Genomic DNA, 16,905 nt, shown 5'->3' with positions numbered 1-16,905 from the left:
CGAGTGGCGACCGGATCGAGCGACCACCTGTCGAGCTGAGGAGCGAGCCGTGCCGTACGACGTCGAGAAGCCGGACGACCAGTGGCGGGAAGAGCTGACCCCCGCCGAGTACGCGGTGCTGCGCCAGGCCGGCACCGAACCCGCTTTCGTGGGTGAGTACACCGACACCAGGACGGCGGGCGTCTACTCCTGCCGGGCCTGCGGGGCGGAGCTGTTCCGCTCCGACACCAAGTTCGAGTCGCACTGCGGCTGGCCGTCCTTCTACGACCCGAAGGACACCGACGCGGTCGAGCTGGTCGAGGACCGCGCCCACGGGATGGTCCGCACCGAGGTGCGCTGCTCCCGCTGCGGCTCGCACCTGGGCCACGTCTTCGAGGGCGAGGGCTACCAGACCCCCACGGACCAGCGCTACTGCATCAACTCGATCTCGCTGACCCTGGCGCCGGACGCGAGCTGAGACAGGCCGGACGAGAAGGCCCGGAGCCCGCGACCCGCACTGCGGGGCCGCGGGCTCCCGGCCTTTCCCCGGGCCCTGTCGTCGAACTCCCGTCTGCCCCGCGGCGCCATGCACGCACTCTCGCCGCACCGGGCACACGCCCGAGTACGTCCAGTACGAGGACGTGAGCCCGGCACGCCGAGAGCACGCACCTGACCCCCCCAGGGCCGCCCTCCGGGCGACGACGGGAGTTCGACGACAGGGCCTAGAGGCCCGGACGCCTCAGTTCTCGACGTCCTCGACGATCGAGAAGCCGATGACGACTCCCGCGGTGACCGTGACCCGGCCGGGAGTGAGGTCCCCCTCGCCGTCGCCGGCGGCGCTCCTGCCGTGCGAGCGATAGCTGTTCTGCAACTGCTCGGAGTCCACGTCCTTGATGTGGACGACCCCGCCGAGCCGGACGCCGGCCGCCTCCGCGTAGAGCGCCGCCTTCTCGCGGGCGGCGGCCACCGCGCCCCTGCGCGCCTCGGCGCGCAGCTCCTTCTTCGCCCGCACGTCGAACTCGACGCCGCCGACCTCGTTCGCCCCGGCCTCCACGACGTCGACCAGCACGGCTTCCAGTGCGTCCAGGGCGCGCAGCTCGATCACGAAGGACGCCGTGCACTCGTAGCCGACGAACTTGCGCTCGCCGCCGTAGACGTAGGAGGACTCCAGGTTCAGCCGGGACGTGGACACGTGCCGGTCCGGCACGCCGTGGCCACGTACGACCTCCCGGACCTGGTTGACGCCGCGCCGGGTGACCTCGAACGCCTCACCGGCCTGCTGCCGGGTCTCCTTGATCGCTACCCGGAGTCGCGCCACATCGGGAGCGGCATCGATGCTCGCCGCGCCGAAGACGGATATGCCCCAGGGTGTCTCTATGGACTGGTCGTTTCTCATGCGGCTCATCCAAGCAGGAGGAGGACCGCACGCACGTGCCCTTTACGGGCAGTGGCTCACTGCTCGCCGTCCCCGCTGTCGGCGGCCTCGGACCGCAGCAGCGGGTGGATGACTCCGGGGAAGACCCGGGCCCGCACGACCTCCTCGGCCGACCCGCCCTGCACGACCGTCTCGGCGACGCCCCAGGGCCGCCCGGCCAGGTGGATGGTCAGGGTGTACGAGGAGGAGCAGCCGGTGCACTCGTAGCGGTCGGCCCACGTCTCGACCTCGGTGGTGGAGCCCGGGTAACGCTTCACGTGCCGGTGGCGGGCGTGGCAGTGGTCGCAGGTCTCGCCCGGCTCGCAGGTCCCGCCGCACGGACACGGCACGTCGAAGCTGTCGGCGGGCGCCCAGCGCTGCACGAGGACGGCCTCGCGGGTCGCGCCCATGTCCTTCATGGCCTTGAGGTTGCGGGCGGCGACGTTGTACGACTCGCCGGTGGCGGCCATCCGGTCACGGATGACGTCCTTGCGTCCACGGTTGGTCGTCATGTTGCTCCTCCTGGGTTCACGCAGCCCGCCAGGAGGCCCATGAGTCAATCAGTCAGTACCTCTTTACGTTACCTGCCCGGCATCGGCGCCCGGACCGGGAGGAAGGCCCGAGGCCGATGTTCGCGCCCCCGGGCGGCGGCGACGCGATCACGGAGGTGCACTCCGTACCCGACGATGCCCGGTACCGGGAACGTGAGCCGGTCCGGGATCGGCGGGCGCTCGTGACCGCGATCGTCCCCGACGAGGACCTGGCGCGCGAACCGGCGGTCTGCCTCGATCCCGAGGGCGGCATCCGGACACTCCGTATGAGGTCATGCGGTGGTGGTGGGGTCGATCCGACCCCGCGCGCTGCGCCCTTCGTCCCCCCACCAGGGCACCGCACCCCTCAACCAGTTGCCTCGCTGAAATGGCGTATCCGAACTCGCTTGCTCCGTAAGGTCGTTAGCCTGTCCGACGACCCTGCGGTCCGTCCCTCCGGGCCACTGAGCGCCATGCACCATCCCAGCGAACGAAGGCACTCCATTGCTCCTGAGACGAAGAGCGATCTCCAAGATCGCCTTGGGCGTCGCCGCGTTGCTCGCCCCCACGCTCCTCGGCACCACGGCCACCGCCACGGCTGCGCCTGCGGCCGGTCCCGGTTCGCCGGCGGCCGCGCCGGCCACCTCCTCACTGACCTGGCAGGGTTGCGGCGGCGACCTCCCCGCCACCGTCGAGTGCACGACCCTCGAGGTGCCCCTCGACCACCGCAAGCCGGGCGGCAGGAAGATCGATGTCTCGCTGTCGCGGATCAAGGCCGCCGACCCGACCGAGCGCCGAGGTGTCCTGCTCTTCAACCCGGGCGGCCCCAGCGGTTCCGGGCTCTTCTACCCTCTGGCGCTCAGCGGTCTTCTGCCGCAGTCCGTGAAGGACCGGTACGACCTGATCGGTTTCGATCCGCGCGGGGTCGGCGCCAGCAGTCCGCTCGCCTGCGGCACGACCACCGCCGACGAACGGCTGACGTACCGGCCCTACAAGGACGCGACGTTCGCCAAGGACGTCGCCTGGGCGCGCGACATCGCTGACCGGTGCCGCGACCGCAACAGGGAAACACTCCGGCACATCAGCACCCGCAACACGGCACGCGACATGGACGTCATCCGCGCGGCCCTCGGGGAACGGAGGATCTCGTACTTCGGGCTGTCGTACGGGACCTACCTCGGTTCCGTGTACACCCAGTTGTTCCCGCGGCGGGTCGACCGGTTCGTCCTGGACAGCGCGGTCGATCCCAAGCGCGTGTGGCGGAGCATGGCGCAGTCCTGGGCGGAACAGGCCGAGCCAGCGTTCGACCGGTGGACGGACTGGACCGCTCGTCATGCGGCACGGTACGGACTCGGTGACACGCCCGCCGAAGTCGAGAAGCTGTTCTGGGACATCGTCGCGCGCGCCGACCGGGAGCCGCTCGACCTCGGCGGAACCAGGTTCGACGGTGCCGAGGTCCGCGAGTACATACGCTGGGAGATCACCCACCCCTCCGTCGCCGCCAGGACCCTGGGGCTGCTCCGGGACGCCGCCGAGGGCAAGCCCGTCCCGACCTTCCCGACCTTCGTGCCGACCGACAACGAACTGGCGAGCTACCTCGCGATCATGTGCGGTGACACCCGCTGGCCCACCGACCCGGCCGTCTACCGAGCCGACTCCCGGCGCGACAGCGTCCGCTACCCCCTGTACGGCGACTCCGTCTCGAACATCTTCCCGTGCGCCTACTGGGACCGCCCGGCCGAACCGGCCACCAGGATCGACAACAAGGTCCCCGCACTCATCGTCCAGAACGAATGGGACTCGCAGACCCCCCTGGCCGCCGCACTCGGCCTGCGCCGGGCGCTGAAGGGCTCCCGGCTCGTCACCGTGGACGAGGGGCAGGGCCACGGCTTGTACTCGCTCGGCATCAGCGCCTGCGCCGACGACGTCACCACGCGGTATCTGACCACCGGACGGCTTCCCGCCCGGGACGTCACCTGCGCGGCCGACCCGCTCCCCGCGGCCGACTCCCGTCCCGCCTCGCCGGGCCCGGCCGTGGCACCGGCCCGTCTCCCCTTCTCCGGCCGCTGAGCCCTGACCTGGCGCACCTGCTGGGTCCTGCCGGGACCCCGTAATGAGCCTGCCTGCGTTTGCCGCATCTTTCCGCAGGACAGGACTGTCCTGCGCAACGTGTGCGACGTCCGGCTGCAGCCATACCCAGGGCGGATATGGGTGAGTGAGCCGCTGTTTCGTGGCGCTCCGGTGCCTTGCTGGTTCACCAGTCCACCTCTGGAGAGGATCGATCCCCGTATGAGAAACCGATACAGAACGCGCATATGGTTCAGCGCGGCTGTGGCGATGCTGATGACGTCGTTCGCGTTACCGCCGGCGGTCGCGCAGGCGACGGCCGGCGGGAGCCGTTGTTCCGGCGGTTACGTGGCCCTGACCTTCGACGACGGTCCGACGGACGCCACGCCCGAGTACCTGAAGGCGCTGCGGGATGCCGGACGCGTCAGGGCGACGTTCTTCGTGACCGGCACACTGGCCGACGGGCAGCGGGCCGGGACACGGCGGATGGTCGCCGAGGGCCATCAGGTCGGAAACCACTCCTACACCCACGCCGATCTCGTAGGGCTCGACGCGACCGCCGCATTCGCCGAACTGCGCGACACCAGCCGCGTCATCCGAACCCAGACGGGTCGGGCGCCCACGCTGTTCCGGCCGCCCTTCGGGAGCACCGACGCGCGGACTCGGCGGGATGCGGCCCGACTGGGCATGACCGAGGTGATCTGGACGGCCGATACCGTCGACTGGAGCGGCATTCCCACCGAGACGATCGTGGCGAACGCGCTCACCGTGCAGCCGGGCGGCATCATCCTGATGCACGACGGTCTGCAGACGACCCTCGCGGCCATCCCGAAGATCGTCCAAGGGCTCGCCGAGCGGGGCTTGTGCCCGGGTCGGATCGTGTACTCACCCACACCGGTCCAGGCGTGGCCGGGCCTGACCTTCCATGCCAAGGCAGCGCCCTGGCGTTGACGTGCCCCACCGGGGGCGGTGCCGCACACAGCGCCCGCCCCCGCCCCCGACCTCGGCCGAGGTCGGGGCGGCGGGTGACCGCCGCGCGCTCCATAAGCCGCCCGGGGCTCAGCCCTGGGCGGCGTACGCGAGGAAATGCGTCCAGGCGGTCGGGGCGAGGGCGAGCTGGGGGCTCTCGTCCAGCTTGGAGTCGCGGACGTGGACGGTGGAGGGGCAGGCGGCGACCTCGACGCAGGAGTCGCCGGAGCCGCTGCTGTAGCTCGACTTGTGCCACTCCAGGGCGACCTCGACGCAGGAATCGCCGTCGCCGCTGCTGTAGCTGCTCTTGAACCAGGCCAGGGGTGTGGTGCTCATCTCGCTCCTCGCATCCGCCGCATCAGGCTCTTGGAGTCGTCCAACGAGAGAGCCTGTGAACGCATACTGGCACACCGCATCTGGATCACGCTGATCGCTTTGGGGTCGGAGACGAACTGCCCGTGCGCCTGCCCTTCCAAGTAGCCGAACCACTGGTGATCCGGCGTCTCCAGTAGCTGCACGGGACCACCGAGACCAGCGTGATGATGCCGTACCAGCGGCATGATCTGGATGTCCACATTGCGCAGCTCGGACAGGTCGAGGATGTGGTCGATCAGTTCCCTGGTGACCTCCGCGCCACCCAACTCCCTTAGGAACAAATGCTCTTCAAGAATGAAGCTGAATGCGGTGTTGGGTCGGTTGCGCAGGAGCTCCTGACGCTCCAGCCGGGCCGCGAGCTGGGCCTCGATCTGCTCGTCGGCGAGCGGCGGCAGTTGGTCGGTGAACAGCGTCCGCGCGTACGCCGGCGTCTGCAACAGCCCCGGAATCAACCGGCACTCGTACGTGTACAGGCTCAGCGCCCCCAACTCCAGCTGCGCCCACTGCCGGAACCAGCTCGCCAGCCCCTTCCGCCGCGTCAAATGCTTTGCCGCCGCCAGGATCACCCCGAACGCGTCGAGCAGGCTGTCCGCGCGCTCCGCGAAGTCCGGGGGTGGGAGCCGGCGGCCCTGCTCGATGGAGGCGACGGTCTCCAGTGAGTATCCGACGAGTGGCGCGAACTGCTCCTGGGTCAGCTGCGCCCGCTTGCGGAAGGTCTTGACCACCTCTCCGAACATCTTGAGGATGTACTGCGGTTCGGGTTCACCGCCGCCGCGTCCGCCGCCGTTGCCGAAAGTCCCGTACGTGGTGATGCTGTCGATGCCGTCCGTGCCGTGCGTCATGTACGGCTACCTCCCCGTGCGCCTGTCCTGGTCCGCGACCCGTCCATGCTCACGGAACGTGACGCGTACCGTCTACCCTTCGCACCCGTACGCTGACTCAGCGTACGGGTTTCTGACCTGGTGGAGAGGGGCCGGAGCCCGGAATCTGAGGGCATGGAAGCGCTCACGAAGACCCAACCCGAGGTAACCGTACGTGTGTTCAAGCGTCAATTCGACGCCGATCCACGCGGTGCCCGGCTCGCCCGCCGCGTCGGGCTGCACAAGCTGCACACCTGGGGCATCCCGTACCTCAGTGACGCCTCGGAGTCGGCGGCCCTGATCATCGGCGAGCTGACGGCCAACGCGGCGACCCACGGCCGCGTCCCCGACCGCGACTTCGAACTGCGCCTGTCGCACCTGCCCGGCGACGTGGAGACGCCCGGCCTCCTCCGCATCGAGGTCTCCGACACCCGGGGCGAGTGCCGGCCGCCGGGCCCCGGCGAGATCACCGCGCCGGAGGACAGCTCCGACAGCGGGCGCGGGCTGCTGATCGTGGATGCCCTGGCCGACCGCTGGGCGGTCCTCGACCGCAACCCTGGGAAGACGGTCCGGGCGGAGCTGGACCTGCTGTACTGAGGGTTCTCGGCCCTGCCGTCGTGACGCGCCGGTCGATGAACCTGCTGCTCCAGGTCCTGGAACGGGACCCGCATGGACAGCAGGCTCACCCTCACGGCCTTCGTCCTGGGCACGTGCACCTTGGCCGGAGCACGTGATCGGACGAAGGCCGAACTCACCTCGGGCGGTGACCCTGGTGAGTTCCGGCCGGTGCGGCTTGCGCGTGCGACGGATTCCAGAGCTGGTCGGCCTCGCCGCGTGCGAGGTGATCCTCGTAGATCCGCACCTTGTGGCGCATCACGTTCAAGGTCTCGTGCAGTTCCTGGATCTGGGCCTCCACGTGGTTCTCGTGCCGGCGCAGCAGCTCAAGTCGCTCGTGTTCGTTGCCCGGGCCCTGACGGGCCAGCTCGATGTACTGCCGGATCGTCGCCAGTGACATGCCGGAGGAGCGCAGTCTCGTGCAGATCGCCAGCCACTCCAGATCTTCCTCGTGATAGATGCGACGACCGTTGGACAGGCGGCGCACCGGGTTGGCGAACAGGCCCTCCCGCTCGTAGAACCGCAGGGCGTGAACGCTGAGCCCGCTGCGTCTCGCTACTTCACCGATGCTCAGGTCCATGACCGCTCCGTAACGCAGTTCTTGATCTAGACCCGACTCTAGCTTCTAGCTTCTAGCTGCGAGCCGTCGGCAAGTCGGCCGGTCAGGCGATGGGAACAAGGGGAGAGCATGAGCGTTTGGTTTGTCACCGGTGCGTCGCGGGGGCTCGGCGCGGAGATCACCCGCGAGGCGCGGGAGCGCGGGCACAGCGTGATCGCGACAGCGCGGGACGCGGAGGCGGTGCGTAGGGCGTACCCGGGGAGGACGGACGGCTTGCTGGCGGTCAGCGCGGACGTGACCGTACCCGAGCAGTTGACGGCCGCAGCGGAGGCCGGCCTGGCGGAGTTCGGACGGATCGACGTCGTGGTCAACAACGCCGGTTACGGCCTCGTGGGCGCGATCGAGGAAACGTCCGACAGAGCCGCCCGCGCTCTCTTCGACGTCAACGTGTTCGGCGTACTCAACACCTTGCGGGCAACCCTGCCGACGTTGCGCGCCCAGCGATCCGGACATGTCCTGAACATCGGCTCCGTGGGAGGCTTCGCCACGGCGCCGGCGGCGGGCCTGTACGGGGCGTCGAAGTTCGCCCTTGAGGGCATCTCCGAGGCGCTGCACGGCGAACTGGCCCCGCTGGGCGTACGCGTCACGATCGTGGAGCCGGGCGGCTTCCGCACCGACTTCCTCAACAGCGCGACGAGCATGCGGGTCGAGCCGGCCTCCATCGCGGACTACGTCGTCGGCGCGGGGCCGGTGCGCGAGGCGCTGGCCGACCACGACGGCCGTCAGCCAGGAGATCCGGTGAAGGCGGCGAAGGCCATCGTCGACATCACCGAGGTCACCGAGCCGCCGCTGCGACTGCAGTTGGGCGCTGATGCGATCGAGCGCGTCGAGGCGAAGTTGGACGGGGTGCGCCGTGAACTCGACGCGTGGCGCCACGTGGCACTCTCCACCGGCATCTGAACCGTCACGTGTTCGGTGGGGGCTCGACGCGGAGCGGGCGGGCCGGCGTCACGTGCCGCACGTGGACGAGGACGTCGAACCACTCGGCCAGGGATCCTCCCGTCATGTGGTGGGCGGTGTCGTCGTCCGGGTCGTGGCGCGGTCCGATGACCCGGGTTCTGGCAGTCCCGGTGAGCCAGTCGGCGACCGGGCGCGGGGGATCCGCGCGAAGGTCCAGGAGATAGTCGCCGCCCACGGCGTCCAGGACCGACTCCACCAGGGGCGGGGCGGGCCGGGGCACCCGGTGGGGCGGGGCGTCGCTGTACGTGGCCAGCTCCCCGTCGCCGAAGGTGAGGCCGATCGACAGGTAGCGGGATCCCAGGCGGTCCTGGAGGTGGCTGCCGGCGTTCGGGGACCCGCTCGCGGGACCGGGATCCGGCGGGAAGGCGACAGCGCGGGTGCGTCCCTTGGAGGCATGGGTGCAGGAGGACCAGAACAGCACCTGGTGACCGGTGTGCCGGTGCCACCAGGCGACGTTCTCCGCGAACGACCGCTCGTAGTAGTCCATGTTGTGTGGATCCGCCGGATCGTCGGGGTGGTCGTGGAGTTCGTAGTACTGCACGATCACGCGAGCGTTGCGGAGCGCCCACGCGTGGCCCTCGTGGCCGGGCAGCGCTCCTACGAGGTCGTGGGCCTCCTGTGCGCGGGCGCGCCAGACGCTCCTGTCGGGGAGCGCGCGGAACCGACGTGTGTGCGCGGATACCTCGCCGTCCGGACGGAGTTCGGCGTAGCGGGCCAGGATCTCGTCCAGCAGTTCGGGCGCGGCCCGGCGTACGCAGGCGGTCACCGTGTCGTATGCCGACGTCCCCGTCCCATGGGGGCTGACCCCGACGAGGCGGACCGGATCGTTCGGGTGGGTCTGGTTGAACGCGCGCATCCACCGGAGGAGGGTGAGCACCTCCTCGGTGCGGGCGAACGGCTCCGCGGCCTCCAGCAGCGCGACCGGATCCCCGGTGCCGGTGCGGACGTAGGCGTCGAGCAGAACGCAGAGCGTCCAGTCCTGGTCGAGGGCGACGGCGCGGAATCCGGCCTCGTCGACCAGAAGCCGGGCCATGCGCACCTGCATGGCGAAGAGTTCATGCGCTCCGCGTGTCCCGGCGCCGTATCCCACCACGGCCGCGTCGTCGCCGACCATGCCCAAGAGAGGCCGCAGGTCGTCCAACGGCGCCAGGGGGTCGACGGTCGTCAGGGAGCACGCCGTGCTGTCGATCCAGCTCCGGACCGCCGCATGTCGTTGTGCCGAGAGTGTCATGAGGACACAGTCCTGGCTCAAGTCCGGTAGAGGTCAAGCACCGCCGCCGGCGAGCTTCTCCCCGCCCGCTGCGGGGGGATCCGACGCGTTTCTACCGACCGCACGCGGTAGGTTCTCCGCCGGTCACTCGGGGAGCTTGCGCACCAGGGGGTGGTGGGAGCAGCGGAAGCCGCCCGCGAAGGGGGTGACGGCGTCGTAGGGCAGGGTGTGGACGGTGACGTCGCGGGCGGTGAGTGCTTCGGCGAGGTCGGTGAGGCGTTCGTCGACGAGCACCTCGCCGGGGGCGAGGACCAGGCTGTTGCCCGCCAGGAGGTTGACGGCGTCATGGAGGCTGACGTCGATCAGTTCCCAGTCGGCCACCAGCGGGGGCAGCCCGTCGGTGAACTGCTCCCGGCAGACTACGGCGAGTCCCTCGCGGACGGTGGTGAGGCCGTCGTCGAGGTGGATCACCCGCTCCGAGAGGCGCACTTGGTGGACGCGGTAGTCGTCCCCGAGAAGCCGTTCCAGCCACCGGGCGCCCGCCGCGTCGGACGCGGACCTGCCGGTGCCGACGAGGATGTCACGGCCCATGGGCAACACGTCTCCGCCCTCCAGGAAGGGCCCTACGGCCGTGGGGAGGTCCGCCACCGGTACGGGCACCGGCGGTGGCATGACCGAGCAGCGTGCCCCGCGCGCTTCTGCTTCCTCGATGACGGGACGCAGTCCGAAGCGTTCCTTGAAGCGGGCCGGCAGGCGCAGCGCCGCTTCGATGACCCGGTCGCCGATGACGATCATCGGATCGCGCACGAAGGTCTGCATGCTGAAGCCGCTGCCGTACACGTCCAGTTCGTCTTCGCTGAGTACCCGTGGACGGTGGACCTTCACGCCGCGAGCAGTGAGGAAGCGTGCCAGTTCCTCGACCTGCTCGACGCAGCGTCCGTAGCCCTCCGGATCGGCCTCTGACCAGGGCCTGCCTGCCCATCGGGGCATGTTCTGCCTCGTACGCTCGGGGAGGAAGCCCAAGGAGGCGGGGACTCCTGCGGCGAGCTCGGGCGGGAAGGTGAAGTCGATGACCCGGCCCACCACTGTCTCCGTGAGCACGCCCCACTCATGGGTGACGTCGGGGACGGTCACGAGACCGGCTCCTTGCCCCGGGCGGGCTGGGATGCCGGCGGCGTCCCCTGTTCGGCGAGGCGGCGCCAGAAGTCGAGCCGGTGTCCTCCGGCATAGTCGACCGGCCCGACCCTGTCCGGCGCCAGGGACTGGGTGTGCGGTACGGCGTCCGCCGGGTCGAACGGGGACCACCCTGGAAGCCCCGGCCGGTTCGGTGTGCCGGTACGGGCGAACTGTGCCCAGTAGTCGGTCATGATGCCGGACAGACGTACCTGCGCTGCGGTGAAGTGCTTCTGCGCGTCAGGGTCCTCGAAGATGTACGGCGTGTCGCCCGCGTGGTAGGCGCCGAAGTCGAAGGTTCCGGGGAGGGGGAGGTACATCGGGGCGTCCCGGTCGGCGAACTCGTAGGCGTACGTGGGGGCGCGGCGTCCGAAAGCGGTCGCCTGGGCGTAGGCGCCGAGGGCCCACATCCTGTCGGTCACCACGCTGGACCAGGCCAGGGCCGGCGAGGGGAACGCGGCGACCGGGTAGCGCGCGGCCACGGTGTCCGCGTCCCGGCCGAAGGCGGTATCGAGAGCGGCGGCGTACTGGGCGGCGGTGAACGGGGAGCCGATCGCGTCGTAGGCCATCCCGACGAACAGGCGGTGCTCGTCCAGCGTGGCACCCGACATCAACGGGATTCGGGGGAAACGGCCTTCCTTCAATACCGACTCCGGCAGTTCCGGAAGCACCTCGTTGCCGTAGACGAACGCCTGGAAGGCGTTCCCGATGTTCGGGACCTCCAGCAGCTTCTTCACCGGCAGCGCGCGCAGGCACCGCAGCGCACGACGCGAGTCGGTGTCGGCGCAGCCCAGGGACGACGTCATCGCGACACCCGTGTCCCGCGACTCCCCCTCCGTGCGCCAGGTGTAGTGCGGATAGGCCGGCACGCCCTCTCCCATCGCCCCGGCCGGCATGTCCATCATTCCCTCCCCGCTGGCCAGGATGGCCCGGTGGAACAGCCCCCGCGCGTCAGGCGACGTGAGGTGGCCGCTGATGGCTGCGGCACCGAAGGAGGAACCAGCCACCGTCACGTTGCCGGGGTCACCGCCGAACGCGGCGGCATTGCGTCGGACCCACCGCAGCGCCGCCTGCTGATCCTGTAGAGCGAACGTCCCGGAGCCCTCCAGTCCCGGGTAGGCGAAGCCGCCGAAGACTCCGAGCCGGTAGTTGACGGTGACCACGACCGTGCCGCGGTCGGCGAGGCGCCGAGCGTCGAAGAACGCGCCCGCGCCCACAGCACCGTCGCCGTGGATCCACACCACGACGGGCGCGGGGCGCCGCGCGGCGGTCGAGGCGCCCATGGTGACGTTGAGGACCAGACAGTCCTCCTCCAGGCTCGACACGTCCGCGTAGGACGAGGCGACCTGGGGCAGAGCGGTCCCGGCTTCGTCGCGTCCCGTACGCCGGCCCAGGGACGGACCGGGCGCGGGGCGGACCAGCGATGGGCTCCCTTGGGCGGTCCCGCGTAGGGAATGCCCTGGTAGATGGTGTGGGCGCCCGTTCTCATGCCCCGGACGAGACCGGTGTCGGTGCGGGCCGTAACGGTGGTGTCGCCGCTCCCGGCACCCACCGGAGGCACGGACTCGGTGGCCGTCGCGCCCACGATGAGGAGGGCCGCGCTCGTGAGGACCGCGCCCGTGAGGACCGCCGTGCGTTTCGCTGCCATGGCCAGTCGTCTCCTGTCGAGTGCCCCAGGAAGGGAATACCGGACATATTCACAGCGGAACCGCAGGAAGCACGCGCACCTCGCCAGCACCACGGATGCGACCGGGTGAAAGGTCCCTCCCGAGTGTTTCGAACTGCCGTACTACCGCAACGGCCTGCACATCCGGCGCGCTGGTCTGGAGGAGTTCGCCCTGTTGGCGGAGCGGCACGGGCTGGTCTCCGTCGATGTGGCCTGCACCTGGGTGCTGGATCCCACCGGCTCATCCTCGTCGGCTCACCCCCGCCGCACCCGCCCCGCGATCCGGCGGCCCAGCCGCCCCAGGGCGCTGCGCCGGTTCCAGTCGCGGAAGGCGTCGGCCCGGCCGCTGCTGCCCGTGCGGCCCACCGTCTCCTCCACCTCCGCGACGCCCTCGGTCGACATGCCGCGTACGGCGGGGCGCAGGATCTCGTCGAGGAGGGCGGCGGCCACCGGGGGCCAGGCGCGGCCCGCGTGCGGGTGGGCGGTCCAGACGGTGAAGCAGTCCGCCGCGTAGGCGGGCCGGGTGCGCAGCCGCGCCCGTACGGTTTCTGTCCGGGCGGCCCGGTCGTAGGCGGCGATCAGCTCGGCGTCTTCGCCGTGGACGAAGTCGTACAGCTCGGCCCCTGGGCGGTCCGGGGCCAGCAGGCGTTCGACCAGGGCCGCGTACGCCCGCTCGCGGAGCGCCGGTTCGACCGGCTCCGCCTGGGCGCACAGCGTGCGGACGCGCTCCGCCCAGCCGGGCTCCGGTGCTCCGGTGCGCAGTTCGCGGACGAGCACCAGGAGGAGGAGACCTGCCCGCTCCCGGCCGCCGATCTCCTCCGGGAAGCCGCGCAGCAGGTCGTCGGCGAGCCCGGCCGCCTCATCCGTGTCGGCGGCGGGCGTGCCGACGGTGGGCGTTCCGGCGGTGGGCGTGCCAACGATCGACGTCCCGGCGGTGGACGCCCCGAGCGCCGCGTCCACCAGGCGCGCCCACGTGCCGGCCGCGCGGTGCGCGTCCGAGGTGGCCGCGTCCAGCAGCAGCCGGGCCTCCCCGACCGTCGGCGCCCGGTCCTCCCACACCAGGCCGGCCGCCGTGCGCAGGACCAGGGGCTCGGCGAAGGGGGAGAGGCCGGCCGCCCGCAGCACCCGGTGCCACACCGCCGCCCGGTCGCCGCCCAGGGTCGCCATCGCCTCCGGCACCTCGGCGCACATCCGCAGATGCGGCAGCGCCTGCGTGCCCGTGAACGGCAGCGTGACCCGCTCCAGGAACCGGGCCACCGCCCCCGGGTCCTCGGGCGCGATCCGGTCCAGCGCGCCGAGCAGCGCCGTCCGTACCTCGAACTGCTCGTCCAGCAGCTCCAGCAGGGCCGGTGCGAAACCCGGGGGTTCTTCGTGCGCCGCCGCCTCCGCCAGCAGAGCGGGCGCCAGGCGGTCCACGACCCCCGGCATCGACTCCGCACCGTCCACGTCCAACAGCCGTGCCACCCGCAGCAGTTGCACGGTGCGCTCCACCGAGCGTGATCCGACCGCGTCGGCCAGCTCGGTCAGGATCTCCGGGCCCAGCCGCTCGGCGACCTCCGCCCCCTCCGGACCGGCGAACGCCTCCCGGCGCGGCAGTTCCAGCGAGCCGTTGCCGCCCCGTACCGCCTCCGTGACCAGCATCGCCGCGAGCGGGGCGGTCACCGACGCCGGGCAGCGGCCCTCCAGTGCGCCGAACAGCCGCCCGGCCGCGTCGAATTCGGGGCCCGTACGGTCGTCGACGGCGGGGGAGGTGAGGGCCTCCACCAACTGGCCCGTGCGCTTGGCGTCCAGCGCGTACGGGCGATCGGCGGCCCAACCGGCGGCCGCCGCACGCCCGTCCGGCCCGAGCTCGACCCCCGCGCACAGCGCCGTCACGGCCAACGGGCCTGCCGCGAACGGCTCCCCGGGCAGCTCCCGCGCCTCACGGAACAGCTCCGGCGACCGGCTCCGCCAGACCCGCGCCGCCGTCGCCGCCCACGCGTCGCCCGTACCCCCGAGCGCCGGAGGCGACCCCGCGCACTCGTGCACCCGCAGCCCCGCCGTTCGTGCCGCCGCCGCATCCTCGGGCCCCACCCCCACCACCCGCGACGCCGAACTCTCCGGCCGCCGGGTGTACGTGGTGAACGTCAGCCGCTCCGCGCTCTCCCTCGGCAGGGTGACCGACGCGAGCCCCAGCCACCGGGCCACGTCCGCGCACTGCCGCTCCACCAGCACCACCGGCCGGCCGGCGGTCGCCTCCGCGTCGCTCGCCCGGCGCAGATCCGCCAGCACGGCCGCGAGCCAGGGGCCGCGCGAGACGGCGAAGTCGTCGAGGCCCTCGGAGACCGCCGCCGGACCCGGCGGCAGCGTCAACGGGTCCGGTATCGCCCCGTCCGGAGTCACCGCCACCCAGTGCGGCGACCGCCACGCCTCGACCGGCAGCCGGTCGCCCGGCAGCGGAACCCCCGGCGGCAGATGCACCGCGTGCGCGTGGAACCGTACGCCCGACCCCGCGCGGCCTCCCGTGTCCCGGACGGGGGCCGAACGCGCCACCAGCCGGCTGCCGTCGGACAGGACGAAGTAGCCGAACGCCTGCGGCAACGCGCGCAGTTCGCCGTCGGACGGCCGGTCGGGGACGCCCCCGGGAAACTCGTAGCGCACCAAGGGCTCGATCTCCGCCAGCAGAGCACCCGACACTCCTGGGCCGACCGCCGTGAACCGGCCCGCCGTTCCCTCGTCCCCCGGCGCGGCGGAGGTGTAGTGCACCTGTGCAAGGCTCATCTGTCGGCCCTCTTCGTCCTGCCGCGCCCGATCCCCGTGCCCACCCCGTACGGCTGGGGTCGGGGGAAGAAGTCCGCAGCCGCGGGGGCGACGTTATCAAGGACGGGGACGAAATCCCTACGCTGCGTCAGGCGCTGCCCCGAGGGCCCTCGCGGGACGCGCGCCCGGCCGTCGTGTAGAAGACTGTGCGGGGTGCGCCGGCCCGGCGCACCGGAAGGGGGAAGCGATGCGGCATGTGCCCGCTCTGCCGACGTACGACAAGGACGCGACCACCAGACTGCTGTGCTCGTCGGTGCACCTGGACGACGAGTTCGCCCGGTACGCACACCAGGAACTCTCGGGGGACCGCCTCACCGCCACCGGTCTGCCGCTCGGCGTGAACCTGCTCGCGCTGGCGCGCCACGCGGCCCGCGCGACCCGGCGGACGGACCTCCGCGACCGCAGGCTGGCCTGGCTCTGCGCGGCATGGTGGCTCGCCGTGCCGAGCGCGGTCGGCGGCCTGGTCGCAGGCTCGCCCGGCGTGGCCTCGGGGGCCGCCGCGCTCCTGCCGCTCGTGCTCGGCTGCTCCTGGTGGCTGGTGCGCCGGACCGAGGCCCAGGGGCGTGGCGAGGCCCTCGAAGCCCGCTTCTCCGCCACCCGCCCCCTGGACCTCGTACCCGAGGTGGCCGACGAGGTCGAGCAGCGGCTGCGCGCGCTGCGGCGGCCGAACATGATGCCGTACACCCGGAGCGCGGAGCGGGAGAACCCCTTCGTCGGCAGCGGGAGCAAGATCAAGGAGACGGTCTGGCAGCCGATGGACATCAGCCGCCCGGCGGACGACCCCGGCGGCGGCAAGAAGACCCTGATCCCCTTCGACGCCGTCGACCTCCACACCTACCTGGCCCGGGAGCTGGGAAAACTCGCCGGCCTCGAAGGGCTGCGGGCACAGAACCGGCTCTACGTGCTCGGCCCCCAGGTCTACTACCTCGGCGACGACGTGCTGCCGGACCGGCTGCGCCCGCCCAACAGTGAGATCCCGCCCCTCCTGGTCAAGGCGGGGCTCCTCAAACCGGGTGCGGGGACGCGCACCTACCTCAGTCTGGAACGGGTCGGCGAGGGCGGCCGGGTCATCGTCTCGATGCACCTGCGGGCCAGGCTCCAACACCCCAGCCTCTCCTGGGAGGTCGCCGCCTACTGCATCCCCCCGGTGCACGCCCGCTACTACGGCGCGGACTACCTCCCGCGCGACGGGTTCGAACGCCTCTGGAGCCTGATCCGGTTCGCCACCTCGCACACCTGGTCCGCGCTGACCGGAGCCCCCGGGCGGATCACGCGCCGCAACTCCGCGAACAGGCTGCGCGCCCGCGCGCTGGAGAAATGGCGCAAGGAGATCACCAAGAAGCAGGCGCTGTACGACTACGGTGCCACGGACAGCCTGCGCGAACGGGTCGCCTCCTGGGACCAGCTCGGTCACTCGGAGCGCACGGACTCGCAGGACTTCCTCCACCGGCTCCAACAGGGGGTGCTCATCGCGACCGAGCGGTTCCTGACGGACCACAACGTGGACACCAGCTCCTTCGACCGGGCCCAGCAGGTCATCAACACCCAGACGTACAACATCTCCGGCGACATCACCGGCCCGTCGAACATCGGCAACAACGGACAGATCTCCGCCGCCTACGGCCAGGGATCCCAGGCTCCGGCGGCCGCCGCGGGCGGCTCTCCCTGA

The 16,905-nt window shown here is 71.3% G+C and carries 15 protein-coding genes and 1 pseudogene; 6 read left to right on the top strand and 10 right to left on the bottom strand.

All coding sequences use genetic code 11. The features are described 5' to 3' along the window. Positions 1-49: 49 nt before the first annotated feature. Positions 50-457 (top strand): peptide-methionine (R)-S-oxide reductase MsrB, encoded by a 408-nt coding sequence (gene msrB / locus AC3CH1_RS06230; protein ID WP_488461939.1) that lies wholly within the window; start codon positions 50-52, stop codon positions 455-457. 261 nt (positions 458-718) lie between these two features. On the opposite strand, the gene AC3CH1_RS06225 is transcribed toward msrB, so the two are convergent. Next, entirely contained in the window at positions 719-1,375 is a 657-nt protein-coding gene (locus tag AC3CH1_RS06225) for an SIMPL domain-containing protein (protein ID WP_488461938.1), read from the bottom strand. A gap of 56 nt (positions 1,376-1,431) precedes the next feature. Next, complete coding sequence (locus tag AC3CH1_RS06220) at positions 1,432-1,905, bottom strand: hypothetical protein (protein ID WP_488461937.1); 474 nt, start codon at positions 1,903-1,905, stop codon at positions 1,432-1,434. A gap of 522 nt (positions 1,906-2,427) precedes the next feature. Between AC3CH1_RS06220 and AC3CH1_RS06215 the strand changes: the two genes are divergently transcribed. Then, on the top strand, positions 2,428-3,993 hold the full coding sequence (locus AC3CH1_RS06215) for an alpha/beta hydrolase (protein ID WP_488461936.1): 1,566 nt from the start codon (positions 2,428-2,430) through the stop codon (positions 3,991-3,993). A 267-nt stretch (positions 3,994-4,260) separates the two neighbouring features. Continuing rightward, positions 4,261-4,941 carry a polysaccharide deacetylase family protein gene (locus AC3CH1_RS06210; RefSeq protein WP_488462163.1) on the top strand — a complete coding sequence of 227 codons (681 nt, stop codon included), beginning with the start codon at positions 4,261-4,263 and terminating at the stop codon, positions 4,939-4,941. Between the two features lie 108 nt (positions 4,942-5,049). On the opposite strand, the gene AC3CH1_RS06205 is transcribed toward AC3CH1_RS06210, so the two are convergent. Together AC3CH1_RS06205 and AC3CH1_RS06200 are read right to left on the bottom strand one after the other, a co-directional pair. Beyond that, entirely contained in the window at positions 5,050-5,295 is a 246-nt protein-coding gene (locus tag AC3CH1_RS06205) for a DUF397 domain-containing protein (RefSeq protein WP_488461935.1), read from the bottom strand. Further along, complete coding sequence (locus tag AC3CH1_RS06200; protein ID WP_488461934.1) at positions 5,292-6,176, bottom strand: helix-turn-helix domain-containing protein; 885 nt, start codon at positions 6,174-6,176, stop codon at positions 5,292-5,294. Before AC3CH1_RS06200 ends, AC3CH1_RS06205 begins: the two co-directional genes overlap by 4 nt. Positions 6,177-6,329: 153 nt before the next feature. Here AC3CH1_RS06200 and AC3CH1_RS06195 point away from each other — a divergent pair, with 153 nt between their 5' ends. Then, positions 6,330-6,791, top strand: coding sequence for an ATP-binding protein (locus tag AC3CH1_RS06195; RefSeq protein ID WP_488461933.1), 462 nt, complete (start codon positions 6,330-6,332; stop codon positions 6,789-6,791). A gap of 154 nt (positions 6,792-6,945) precedes the next feature. On the opposite strand, the gene AC3CH1_RS06190 is transcribed toward AC3CH1_RS06195, so the two are convergent. Next, positions 6,946-7,389: a MerR family transcriptional regulator gene (locus AC3CH1_RS06190; protein WP_488461932.1), complete on the bottom strand. Its 444-nt coding sequence runs from the start codon at positions 7,387-7,389 to the stop codon at positions 6,946-6,948. 108 nt (positions 7,390-7,497) lie between these two features. On the opposite strand from AC3CH1_RS06190, the gene AC3CH1_RS06185 reads away from it, so the two are divergent. Further along, the gene (locus AC3CH1_RS06185; RefSeq protein ID WP_488461931.1) at positions 7,498-8,328 is read left to right on the top strand and encodes an oxidoreductase; all 831 of its coding nucleotides are present in this window, start codon (positions 7,498-7,500) and stop codon (positions 8,326-8,328) included. A 4-nt stretch (positions 8,329-8,332) separates the two neighbouring features. On the opposite strand, the gene AC3CH1_RS06180 is transcribed toward AC3CH1_RS06185, so the two are convergent. The 5 genes and pseudogenes from AC3CH1_RS06180 to AC3CH1_RS06160 all read right to left on the bottom strand — a co-directional run bounded on the left by AC3CH1_RS06180 (position 8,333) and on the right by AC3CH1_RS06160 (position 15,197). After that, a complete protein-coding gene (locus AC3CH1_RS06180; protein WP_488461930.1) occupies positions 8,333-9,619 on the bottom strand; it encodes an erythromycin esterase family protein in 1,287 nt (428 codons plus the stop codon). Between the two features lie 123 nt (positions 9,620-9,742). After that, the gene (locus tag AC3CH1_RS06175; protein ID WP_488461929.1) at positions 9,743-10,732 is read right to left on the bottom strand and encodes an amidinotransferase; all 990 of its coding nucleotides are present in this window, start codon (positions 10,730-10,732) and stop codon (positions 9,743-9,745) included. Continuing rightward, on the bottom strand, positions 10,729-12,096 hold the full coding sequence (locus tag AC3CH1_RS06170) for a carboxylesterase/lipase family protein (protein ID WP_488461928.1): 1,368 nt from the start codon (positions 12,094-12,096) through the stop codon (positions 10,729-10,731). The genes AC3CH1_RS06175 and AC3CH1_RS06170 overlap by 4 nt, the downstream gene beginning before the upstream one ends. 65 nt (positions 12,097-12,161) lie before the next feature. Then, positions 12,162-12,260, bottom strand: a pseudogene (locus AC3CH1_RS06165) (carboxylesterase family protein); the annotation flags it as partial. A 432-nt stretch (positions 12,261-12,692) separates the two neighbouring features. Beyond that, positions 12,693-15,197 (bottom strand): GTPase-associated protein 1-related protein, encoded by a 2,505-nt coding sequence (locus tag AC3CH1_RS06160; RefSeq protein ID WP_488461927.1) that lies wholly within the window; start codon positions 15,195-15,197, stop codon positions 12,693-12,695. A gap of 226 nt (positions 15,198-15,423) precedes the next feature. Here AC3CH1_RS06160 and AC3CH1_RS06155 point away from each other — a divergent pair, with 226 nt between their 5' ends. Beyond that, positions 15,424-16,905 carry a hypothetical protein gene (locus AC3CH1_RS06155; protein ID WP_488461926.1) on the top strand — a complete coding sequence of 494 codons (1,482 nt, stop codon included), beginning with the start codon at positions 15,424-15,426 and terminating at the stop codon, positions 16,903-16,905.

It is taken from the genome of Streptomyces sp. MGP-P1, assembly GCF_057766565.1.
Note: the sequence above shows the minus strand (reverse complement) of the source record. Positions and strands in the feature narration are given on the sequence as shown.